The sequence below is a fragment of the Streptomyces sp. NRRL S-337 genome (genome assembly GCF_000720175.1).
Taxonomy (GTDB): domain Bacteria; phylum Actinomycetota; class Actinomycetes; order Streptomycetales; family Streptomycetaceae; genus Streptomyces; species Streptomyces siderophoricus.
Window position 1 is genome coordinate 40,618 of sequence record NZ_JOIX01000073.1, and the last position, 10,804, is coordinate 51,421.

General features: G+C 73.7%; 6 protein-coding genes. 4 read left to right on the forward strand and 2 right to left on the reverse strand.

The genetic code is table 11. The annotated features are described in order from the left end of the window. Positions 1–27 precede the first annotated feature (27 nt). Positions 28–3,576, forward strand: a complete 3,549-nt coding sequence (mfd, locus tag IG62_RS0133140; protein WP_030812007.1) for a transcription-repair coupling factor — start codon at positions 28–30, stop codon at positions 3,574–3,576. A 500-nt stretch (positions 3,577–4,076) separates the two neighbouring features. On the opposite strand, the gene IG62_RS0133150 is transcribed toward mfd, so the two are convergent. Continuing rightward, positions 4,077–5,606: a DUF2079 domain-containing protein gene (locus tag IG62_RS0133150; protein WP_078872400.1), complete on the reverse strand. Its 1,530-nt coding sequence runs from the start codon at positions 5,604–5,606 to the stop codon at positions 4,077–4,079. A gap of 192 nt (positions 5,607–5,798) precedes the next feature. Next, on the reverse strand, positions 5,799–6,566 hold the full coding sequence (locus IG62_RS0133155; protein WP_030812012.1) for a DUF4190 domain-containing protein: 768 nt from the start codon (positions 6,564–6,566) through the stop codon (positions 5,799–5,801). 193 nt (positions 6,567–6,759) lie between these two features. Between IG62_RS0133155 and IG62_RS0133160 the strand changes: the two genes are divergently transcribed. From IG62_RS0133160 to IG62_RS0133170, 3 genes are all read left to right on the forward strand, one after another. After that, positions 6,760–8,907, forward strand: a complete 2,148-nt coding sequence (locus IG62_RS0133160; RefSeq protein ID WP_051798950.1) for an N-6 DNA methylase — start codon at positions 6,760–6,762, stop codon at positions 8,905–8,907. Positions 8,908–9,235: 328 nt separating this feature from the next. Then, on the forward strand, positions 9,236–9,904 hold the full coding sequence (locus tag IG62_RS0133165) for a hypothetical protein (RefSeq protein WP_030812018.1): 669 nt from the start codon (positions 9,236–9,238) through the stop codon (positions 9,902–9,904). Continuing rightward, the coding region (locus IG62_RS0133170) for a serine/threonine-protein kinase (protein WP_030812021.1) at positions 9,901–10,804 on the forward strand (904 nt) is incomplete at its 3' end. The genes IG62_RS0133165 and IG62_RS0133170, both read left to right, overlap by 4 nt.

A 10,804-nucleotide genomic window follows, 5' to 3' on the forward strand; every position in this document is an offset into this window, starting at 1 on the left:
CCTCGCCCTCTGGGACGGAAGCCTTTCATGAGCCTGACTGGTCTGCTCGACGCCGTCGTACGGGACCCGGCGCTCGCCGAAGCGGTCCGGGCCGCGGCCGACGGACGCCGCCCGCACGTGGATCTCGTCGGCCCGCCGGCCGCCCGCCCGTTCGTGATCGCCGGGCTCGCCCGCGAGGCGCGGCGCCCCGTGCTGGCGGTCACCGCCACCGGCCGGGAGGCCGAGGACCTCGCCGCCGCGCTGCGCAGCCTGATGCCGGCCGGCGAGGACAACTCCGTCGTCGAGTACCCGTCCTGGGAGACGCTGCCGCACGAGCGGCTCTCCCCGCGCTCGGACACCGTCGGCCGGCGCCTGGCGGTGCTCCGCCGGCTCACCCACCCCAGCCCGGACGACCCGACCGCGGGCCCCGTCTCGGTCGTCGTCGCGCCGATCCGCTCGGTGCTCCAGCCGCAGGTCAAGGGCCTGGGCGACCTGGAGCCGGTCAGCCTGCGCACGGGGCAGACCGCCGACCTGGAGCAGATCGTCGACGGGCTGGCGGCGGCCGCCTACGCCCGCGTCGAACTGGTCGAGAAGCGCGGCGAGTTCGCGGTCCGCGGCGGCATCCTGGACGTCTTCCCGCCCACCGAGGAGCACCCGCTCCGGATCGAGTTCTGGGGCGACGACGTCGAGGAGATCCGCTACTTCAAGGTCGCCGACCAGCGCTCCCTGGAGATCGCCGAGCACGGCCTGTGGGCGCCGCCCTGCCGTGAGCTGCTGCTCACCGAGGACGTCCGCAACCGCGCCGCCGCCCTCGCCGAACAGCACCCGGAGCTGGGCGAACTCCTCGGCAAGATCGCCGAGGGCATCGCGGTCGAAGGCATGGAGTCGCTCGCGCCGGTCCTCGTCGACGAGATGGAGCTGCTGCTCGACGTCCTGCCCAAGGGCTCCATGGCCGTCGTCTGCGACCCGGAGCGGGTGCGCACCCGGGCCGCCGACCTGGTGGCGACCAGCCAGGAGTTCCTGCAGGCCAGCTGGGCCGCGACGGCGGGCGGCGGGGACGCGCCCATCGACGTCGGCGCGGCGTCCCTGTGGGGCCTCGCGGACGTCCGCGACCGGGCCCGTGAGCTGGACATGATGTGGTGGTCGGTCACGCCGTTCGCCTCCGGGGAGGACCCGGACGCCGAGGACGACGGCGACACCCTCAAGCTGGGGCTGCAGGCCCCCGAGACGTACCGCGGTGACACCCAGCGGGCGCTGGCCGACACCAAGCAGTGGCTCGCCGACGGCTGGCGCACGGTCTACGTCACCGAGGCGCACGGCCCCGCGGCCCGCACGGTCGAGGTCCTCGGCGGTGAGGGCATCGCCGCCCGCCTCGACGCCGACCTCCCCGAGATCTCGCCCGCCCTCGTCCACGTCGCCTGCGGCTCCCTCGACAACGGCTTCATCGCTCCGCAGCTCCAGCTGGCGGTGCTGACCGAGACCGACCTGTCCGGCCAGAAGGCGGCCGGCAAGGACGGCCAGCGGATGCCGGCCCGGCGCCGCAAGACCATCGACCCGCTCACCCTCGAAGCGGGCGACTACATCGTCCACGAGCAGCACGGCGTGGGCCGCTACATCGAGATGGTGCAGCGCACGGTCCAGGGCGCGACCCGCGAGTACCTCCTCGTCGAGTACGCGCCGGCCAAGCGCGGCCAGCCCGGCGACCGCCTCTACATCCCCACCGACCAGCTGGAGCAGGTCACCAAGTACGTGGGCGGCGAGGCCCCGACCCTGCACCGGCTCGGCGGCGCCGACTGGACCAAGACCAAGGCGCGCGCCAAGAAGGCCGTCAAGGAGATCGCCGCCGACCTGATCAAGCTGTACTCGGCCCGGATGGCGGCCCCCGGCCACACCTTCGGCCCGGACACCCCCTGGCAGCGCGAGCTGGAGGACGCCTTCCCGTACGCGGAGACGCCCGACCAGCTCACCACCATCGCCGAGGTCAAGGAGGACATGGAGAAGTCGGTCCCGATGGACCGGCTGATCTGCGGCGACGTCGGCTACGGCAAGACCGAGATCGCGGTCCGCGCCGCCTTCAAGGCCGTCCAGGACGGCAAGCAGGTCGCCGTCCTGGTCCCGACCACGCTGCTCGTCCAGCAGCACTACGGCACCTTCACCGAGCGGTACGGCCAGTTCCCGGTCAACGTCAAGGCGCTGTCCCGCTTCCAGACCGACACCGAGGCCAAGGCGACCTTGGAGGGCCTGCGGGACGGCGCCGTCGACATCGTCATCGGCACCCACCGCCTGTTCTCCTCCGAGACCAAGTTCAAGGACCTGGGCCTGGTCATCGTCGACGAGGAGCAGCGCTTCGGCGTCGAGCACAAGGAGCAGCTGAAGAAGCTCCGGGCCAACGTCGACGTGCTGACCATGTCCGCCACGCCGATCCCCCGCACCCTGGAGATGGCGGTCACCGGCATCCGCGAGATGTCCACGATCACCACCCCGCCCGAGGAGCGGCACCCGGTCCTGACCTTCGTCGGCCCCTACGAGCAGAAGCAGATCGGCGCCGCCATCCGCCGCGAACTGCTCCGCGAGGGCCAGGTCTTCTACATCCACAACCGCGTCGAGTCCATCGACCGTGCCGCCGCCCGCCTCCGCGAGATCGTCCCCGAGGCCCGGATCGCCACCGCCCACGGCCAGATGTCCGAGTCGGCCCTCGAACAGGTCGTCGTCGACTTCTGGGAGAAGAAGTTCGACGTCCTGGTCTCGACCACGATCGTCGAGTCCGGCATCGACATCTCCAACGCCAACACGCTGATCGTGGAGCGCGGCGACAACTTCGGCCTGTCGCAGCTGCACCAGCTCCGCGGCCGGGTCGGCCGCGGTCGCGAACGCGGCTACGCGTACTTCCTCTACCCGCCCGAGAAGCCGCTGACCGAGACCGCCCACGAGCGCCTCGCCACCATCGCCCAGCACACGGAGATGGGCGCCGGCATGTACGTCGCCATGAAGGACCTGGAGATCCGCGGCGCCGGCAACCTCCTCGGCGGCGAACAGTCCGGCCACATCGCCGGCGTCGGCTTCGACCTCTACGTCCGCATGGTCGGCGAGGCCGTCGCCGACTACCGCGCGTCCCTCGAAGGCGGCGTGGAGGAGGAGCCGCCGCTCGAAGTGAAGATCGAGCTCCCCGTCGACGCGCACGTCCCGCACGACTACGCCCCCGGCGAGCGCCTCCGCCTCCAGGCCTACCGCGCGATCGCCTCCGCGAACTCCGAGGAGGACATCGCCGCGGTCCGCGAGGAGCTCACCGACCGCTACGGCAAGCTGCCCGAGCCGGTCGAGAACCTCCTGCTCGTCGCCGGCCTGCGGATGCTGGCCCGTTCCTGCGGCGTCTCGGACATCACCCTCCAGGGCGCCAACATCCGCTTCGGCCCGGTCGAACTCCGCGAGTCCCAGGAACTCCGCCTGAAGCGGTTGTACCCGCGTACGGTCCTGAAGCCGGCCGCTCACCAGATCCTGGTTCCGCGGCCCACGACGGCCAAGATCGGCGGCAAGCCGGTGGTGGGGCGTCAGCTTCTCGCCTGGGTGGGCGAGTTCCTGACGACGGTGTTGTCGTAGCCGTACGTTTGTGACTGCCTCCCACGTTTTCGGCTGGCCCGCCGTGGTGGTTGCTGTTCTTCCGCCTTCGGCGGGGTGGGGTTTAGGGCCGGGGGCGCCTGGTGGGTGGTGGGTTGCGGGTTCGGCCCTCCGGCGCCTGTTGTGTGGACTGCTGACGCTTTACGTCCACACAACAGGCGCCTCCGGGCCGCCCCCTTGCGTCCGGTGGGGCGCCCCCGCCCGGGAGGGCATGGGACTGGGGCTCTGCCGCGCCTTTGGCGCGGCAGAGCCCCAGTCTGCTTCCCCCCAACCGGGCGGGGGCGCGATTCCGGCCGTAGGGGGTGGGCCGGAGGGGGCGGGTTTCCGGACGTAAAGCGTCAGCAGTCCGGAAACCCGCCCCCGGAGGACCACACCCGGCACCACAACGAAACCGAGCGCCCCCCGGCCCAAACCCCCACGCCCGCCGAAGGCGGAAGAACCGCAACCCCCACGGCGGGCCAGCCGAAAACGTGGGAGGCGGCTCAGCGAAGCGCAGACGTACGGCGTAGCACCAGGACATCCGCCGCGCCGCCAAGCACGACATAGTGCGCCCGCGGATGCCGTGCCACCGCTTCCGCGACCGTCTGGCGCACCGTGTGTCCGTCCCGCAGCTGGACCGCGATGTAGCCGGGCGCCAAGCCCCCCGTGTTGCCGAGCCAGAAGACGCGCGTGTGGTCGGTGAGCCGGCTCAGGGGGCGTATGTCGGACTCGACGGTGGCGCCGTCGGGGATGCGGGAGAGCAGCCGCGCCGCGGCGGCGACGTCCGGCGGCGTGCGGTACGTCGCGGACTCGGTGAGCCGCGCCAGTGGCAGGTTGGCGGTCAGCGCGAGGGCCGCGGCGAGGGCGGCCGCCGGCAGGTGGTGGGCGTAGGAGCGCAGCCAGGGGCGGGTGGAGACCCGGGCCCGGGGGAGCGCGTCGACCAGGGCGAGGAAGACCACCGGCATCAGCACGGCGTTGTAGTGCCAGTCGATGCCCCAGTAGTGGGGTTCGTGGGAGAGGAACCGCCAGCCCAGGGTGGGCAGCGCGACCAGGATGAGGGGGGAGCGCAGGGCGAGCAGGCCGGTGGTGGGGAGCAGCACCCACAAGGTGGTGCGCAGCGCCGTGTCGAGGGGGATCGTCGCCCCGCCGCCGTCGGCGCCGAACTTGGCCCAGTAGTCGTACGAGCCGGACCCGTTGAAGGAGGGGATGAGGACGCCGAGGGTGAGGGCGGCGGCGCCGAGGCCGAAGCCGACAAGGGCGATGGGGAGGGGGCTCGCCCGCCGGGTGCGTATCAGCGCGAGGGCCCCGATGGCGGCGGCGGTGACGCCCAGGTCCTCCTTGACCAGGACCAGCGGCGCCGCCCAGCACACCGCCGCGGTCCAGCGGCCGCGGAGCACCGCTTCGAGGGCGAAGGCCAGCAGCGGCAGGGCGAACGCGATCTCGTGGAAGTCGAAGTCGACGGCCTTCTGCAGGCCCCAGGAGGCTCCGTACGCGATGCCGAGGGCGAGGCCGGGGAGCCGGCCGAGGGCGCGGGCCGCGGCGCGGGTGACCGGTATGACGGACACCGCGAACAGCGCGGCCTGGGCTATCAGCAGGGTCAGTGAGGAGGGGAAGACGCGGTAGAGGGGGGCGAGCACGACCAGTACGGGGCTGAAGTGGTCGCCGAGGATGTTGGTGCCGGGGCCCTTGAGGTCGACGACCGGCGCCCGGAAGTGGGCGTAGCCGCGTATCGCCTGTTCGAAGATGCCCAGGTCCCAGGAGGACGTGGACAGGGTCCGGAAGCGGTGCAGGGCCAGCAGCGCGAAGGCGAGGAAGAAGAGGAGGGCGGCCCAGTACGGGTCGAGGCGGGGCACATGCAGCGGGGCCGCCCGGTCCCGCAGGCGGCGGGCGGTGCGCCAAAGGGGGCCGGCGGGCGGCCCGGGGGCGGTGGTCGCGGCCGGGTCGGCGGGGGTCCGGGGCGGCGGCACGGTGCGGCCGTCCTGCCCCAGGTCCCGTCCGGGGGCACCCCCGGCCGTTGCGGCGGCCGTGTCCATCAGGGTCCTCACTCACTCTCAACTGCCGGAAAGGTACCTGACGCGGCCGGCCCGGAGACCAGGTGCCCGTCGGGCAGTGAGTCAGACGCCGCGCCGGCACGGTCCGTTCCCGCCGGCCGGACGGCGCCGGCCCGGCACCGCGGGTCGCGGTGCCGGGCCGGGAGGGGGAGGAAGGGGCGGGACCCCGTTGCGTCAGAGCGCCAGCTTCCAGTTCGCCGGGTCGAGCAGCAGGTCCGGCGTGATCTTGAGTTCGAGCTCCTTGGCGGTCGGCGGGGCGTCGAAGACCATGTCCACCTTGGAGGACTCGTTGGGGCTGAGCGTCTTCTCGAAGTCGTGGTGCAGGATGCCGTGCTTGTCGTCGGCGACCTCCTCGGACTTCTTGCCGTCGGCCTCCGCGTCGGTCGTCATCAGCGGGTTGGTGTAGGGCTTGGAGGCGGTGTTCTTGAGGGTGACGGTGACCTTCCAGGCCTTGTTGCCCTCGGTGTGGCCGTCGATGAGGGTGTTCTTGTCGACGGTGTACGGGGTCGGCTTCGAGACGGACACCTCAAGGCCGTTGTTGTACTTCGCGGCCTGACCCGCGCCCAGGTCCTTGATGTTGCTGCTGCTGCCCGACTGCTTCTCGTACTCCTTGTGCACCTCGTCGACGGCCTTGTTGACGGCCATCAGGGTGACGATGACCCCGACGACCGCGAGGATGATCGAGAGGGCGCCGAGGATCGTGCCGGTGATCGCCACGCCCTTGTTGGTGGCCTGGCCCTTCTTGGCCCGGCCCATGCCCACCAGGCCGAAGATCAGGGCCAGGATGCCCAGGGGCCCGGCCAGCCAGAACAGGATCATCGGGATGCCACTGAGTGCGCCGATGATGCCGAGGATCAGGGCGGCGACGCCGAGACCGTTACGGGCCTGCTGCGGGGCGGCGTGCCCCTGCGGGGCGGGCTGGAAGTGCATCTGCTGGGACATGCGTGGGAGCCCCTTCCGGGCTGGTGGATCGAAGACCGTTGCGGTGGTGGGTCAATAACAGCAGAGGCTGTGAACCGAGTCAACATGAATGAGAGAAGAGGATTGGTTCACGCTGTGAAGGGGGAGAATTCTGGCGGATGGGTATGCTGGCCGACACAGCGTCGGGGGTCACAGGAGGTCGGGGGTTCACGGAATGGGAGTCAGTCAGGTGCCGCACAACGCGTCAGCGGACCAGGGGGCGGACGGCCGCCCGACCGAGGTGACCGCCGCCGGCATCGCCCGGCTCGCCGGCGTCGGCCGGGCCGCGGTCAGCAACTGGCGGCGCCGCCACCCCGACTTCCCCAAGCCCGTCGGCGGCACCGAGACCAGCCCCGCCTTCGCCCTCCGCGACATCGAGCAATGGCTGCGCGACCAGGGCAAACTCGCCGAGGTCCCGCTGCGCGAGCGGGTCTGGCAGCAGCTCGTCGGACACCCCGCGGGCGCCGCCGCCGCGCTCCGCCAGGCCGGCGCCGTCCTGCTGCTCGCCCACGACCGGCCCGCCGCCTGGCAGCAGCTGCGCGGCGCCGCCGACGACACCGAGCTCACCGGCGTGCTGCCCGCGATGCTCGACTCCGTGCTCGCCGCCCGGCTCGGCCCCGGCCACCCCGTCCGCGGCCTCACCCGCGAGGCGCTCGCCCCCTCCGCCGCACTCGTACGCTCCACCGGCGAGCTCGCGACCCTGGACGGCGCCCCCGAGGCCTACGCGTTCCTGCTCGGCCGCCATCTGGACGCCAATCCCCGGCAGTACACCCTGACCCCGCCGGGACCGGCCGCCCTGATGGCCGAACTCGCCGCCGTGGCAGGCCCGTTGGCCACCGTCCTCGACCCGGCCTGCGGCGCCGGCGCGCTGCTCGCCGCCGCCCGCGAGCGCACCGCCGACGAGACCGACGGCACCGCCGTCACCCTCCACGGCCAGGAGTCCGACCCCGACCTCGCCGCGCTCACCGCGCTCCGCCTCGCCCTCGGCGCCCCCGCCGAGGTCCGGGTGCGCGCCGCGGACACCCTGCGCGCCGACGCCTTCCCCGAACTCACCGCGGACGCCGTGCTCGTCCACCCGCCGTTCAACGAACGCAACTGGGGCCACGACGAACTCGCCTACGACCCGCGCTGGGAGTACGGCTTCCCGGCCCGCACCGAATCCGAACTCGCCTGGGTCCAGCACGCCCTGGCCCGGCTGCGCGAGGGCGGCACCGCCGTCGTGCTCATGCCGCCGGCCGCCGCGTCCCGCCGCTCCGGCCGCCGGATCCGCGCCGACCTGCTGCGCCGCGGTGCCCTGCGCGCGGTCATCGCGCTGCCGGCCGGCGCCGCCCCGCCCAACGGCGTCCCGCTGCACCTGTGGGTGCTGCGCAAGCCCGGCGGCACCACCCCGCCCACCCCGCAGCTCCTCGTCGTCGACACCGCGGGCCCCGCCGCCGGCCCGGCCGCCGGCCGGGACCGGCCCGACTGGCAGACCGTCCGGGACACCGCCGTGGAGGCCTGGCGGGCCTTCGACCGCGACGGCGGCATCGAGGAACGGCCCGGCGTCCGGCGCTCGCTGGCCGCCATCGACCTCCTCGACGACGACGTCGACCTGGCCCCGGCCCGGCACCTCCCGCCGCCCGCCGCGGCCGGCGGCCCCGCCGCACTCGCCGAGGTGCACGACCGGCTGACCGAAACCCTCGCCCGGACCACCCAGCTCACCCCCCGGCCCGCCGACGCCGACACCGGACCGGCCCGCTGGCCGCTGACCACCGTCGGCGAACTCGCCCGCTCCGGCGCCCTGGTACTGCGCACCGGCGGCCCCGGCACCGCACCGGCCGAGGGGCCGGACGCGCCCCCGGTCCTCACCGACCACGACGTCATCGCCGGCGGCTGCCCCTCCGGCGCCCTGCCCGAGGCGCCCGCCTCCGGGCCGGCCGAGGAACCCGTCCTGCTCCGCGAGGGCGACGTCGTCGTCCCGGTCCTCGGCGGCGGCGCCATCGCCCGGGTCGTCGACGCGGCCACCGCCGGCGCCGCCCTCGGCCGCAACCTCACCCTGCTGCGCCCCGACCCGGCCGCCCTGGACCCGTGGTTCCTCGCCGGCTTCCTGCGCGGCACCGCCAACAACCGCCAGGCCAGCAGCTACGCCTCCACCGCCACCCGGCTCGACGTCCGCCGCCTCCAGCTGCCCCGGCTCCCGCTGGCCGAACAGCGCCGTTACGGCAGCCGGTTCAGCGACCTGGCCGCCTTCGAAAGCACCCTGCGCCAGGCCACCCGGCTCGGCGAACAGCTGGTCCAGGGCCTCTACGACGGGCTGACGGACGGGTCGGTCACACCGGACTGACGGACGGCCGGTCACGCACGGTCCGACGGATCGGCGGGGCGCCCCCGGTTCGCTTTTCACGCCACCGGTCGCCACCGACCGGCGGACGGATCGGGTATAGCGGACGGACCGGCGGAACGGCGGGACCTGGGGCGGTCCCGGCCTGCCGCAGGTCGCAATATGGGCCCGGCACATCGCCCGGTCCATTCCGTACAACCCCGCACGCGCGCCCCGTGTCGTATATACGCTCGCAAGGCACGTGCGGTGATGGGCGCACCACCGCCGCCGTGCCAGGCCGCCGTGTCAGCACGGCCCCACCGGCCACGAACCGATCCGTCAGGAGCAGTTGATGCACGGCCCCGTCCCGGCCCCCCCGCCGCACCGTCCCCCCGCGCAGGGCACGGTCATCCTGCTGCGGGTGGTGTTCGTGGCCACCGCGGTGCTCAGCCTGGGGCTGCTGGCCTGGGTGCCGATGCTGCGGGCCGCGATCGTGCAGCGCGGGCAGCTGGGCTGGTGGCTGTTCGGCGGTGACCTGGTGGCGGTCATCGGTGCGTGCGTGCTGATCACCAGTTACGCCGAGACGGACTGGCGCACCAACGTCGGCGTGGGCCTGCTGCTGATGCAGATCGCGGCGGCCGTGGCCTACTACCTCGTCGTCGACACCCGTGCCCGGCGCACCGCCGCCCCCGGCACCGGCCACGTCCCGGCGGCCTACCCGGGCCTCGCGGGCATGCCGGGCACCCCGCCCCTCGCGCAGCCCTACGGCCCGCCGCAGCCGGCCGCACCGGGCGCCTTCCACTCCCGGGAGACCCAGCCGTACCAGGGCCCCCGCCCGGCCAACCCGTACGCCGCGACCGAGACCCGGCTGCCCCCGCCGCCGGCGCCCGGCCACCACCCCGCGCCCCCGTATCTCCCCGCGCCCGCGCCCCAGGAGCGTCCGCAGCCGCAGCGCATCGACCGGGTGCGGGCCGAACTCGACGAGCTCAGCGACTACCTCCGCAAGGAGGAAGGGCGGTGAACGGCCGGGTCATCGGCGACCGTTACGAACTCTCCGCGCTGCTCGGCCAGGGCGGGATGGGCCAGGTCTGGATCGGCTACGACCGCCGGCTGGACCGCCGGGTCGGCGTCAAGCTGCTGCGCCCGGACCGGGTGGCCGGTACCCCCGACGGCGAGGAGATGCGGCGCCGCTTCGTCCGCGAGTGCCGGGTCACCGCGCAGGTCGACCACCCCGGGCTGGTCACCGTCCACGACGCCGGCAGCGACGGCGAGGACCTCTACCTGGTCATGCAGTACGTCGAGGGCGCCGACCTCTCCGACCACCTCGCCGAGCACGACCCCTACCCCTGGCCCTGGGCGGTCTCGGTCGCCGCCCAGCTCTGCGCCGTGCTCGCCTCCGTCCACGCGGTGCCGATCGTCCACCGCGACCTCAAACCCCGTAACGTCATGATCCGCCCGGACGGTTCCCTGGTCGTCCTCGACCTCGGCATCGCCTCCGCGCTGGACACCGACACCACCCGCCTCACGCACACCGGCTCGCCCATCGGCAGCCCCGCCTACATGGCGCCCGAGCAGGCCATGGGCGGCGCGGTCGGCCCGTACACCGACCTCTACGCGCTGGGTGTCCTGCTGCACGAACTCCTCAGCGGCGAGGTCCCGTTCGCGGGGTCGACGGCCCTCGGCGTGCTCCACCGCCACCTCCACGAGGAGCCCGTGCCGGTGCGGAAGCTCCGCCCCGACGTCCCCGAGGCCCTCGAAGCCCTCGTGCTGCACCTCCTGCGCAAGGACCCGCAGGCCCGCCCCGCCGACGCGCAGGAGGTCTACCAGGCCCTGGCCCCCCTCCTGCCCACCGCCACCGTGGGCTCCCCGGCGAACCCGCCCGCACCACTCGCCCCCATGGACCCCACCCGCCCCTTCCGCC

Coding starts and splice junctions, on each gene's coding strand:
- mfd (WP_030812007.1), top strand. CDS start 28: ATGAGCCTGACTGGTCTGCTCGACGCCGTCGTACGGGACCCGGCGCTC.
- IG62_RS0133155 (WP_030812012.1), bottom strand. CDS start 6,566: ATGTCCCAGCAGATGCACTTCCAGCCCGCCCCGCAGGGGCACGCCGCC.
- IG62_RS0133160 (WP_051798950.1), top strand. CDS start 6,760: ATGGGAGTCAGTCAGGTGCCGCACAACGCGTCAGCGGACCAGGGGGCG.
- IG62_RS0133150 (WP_078872400.1), bottom strand. CDS start 5,606: ATGGACACGGCCGCCGCAACGGCCGGGGGTGCCCCCGGACGGGACCTG.
- IG62_RS0133165 (WP_030812018.1), top strand. CDS start 9,236: ATGCACGGCCCCGTCCCGGCCCCCCCGCCGCACCGTCCCCCCGCGCAG.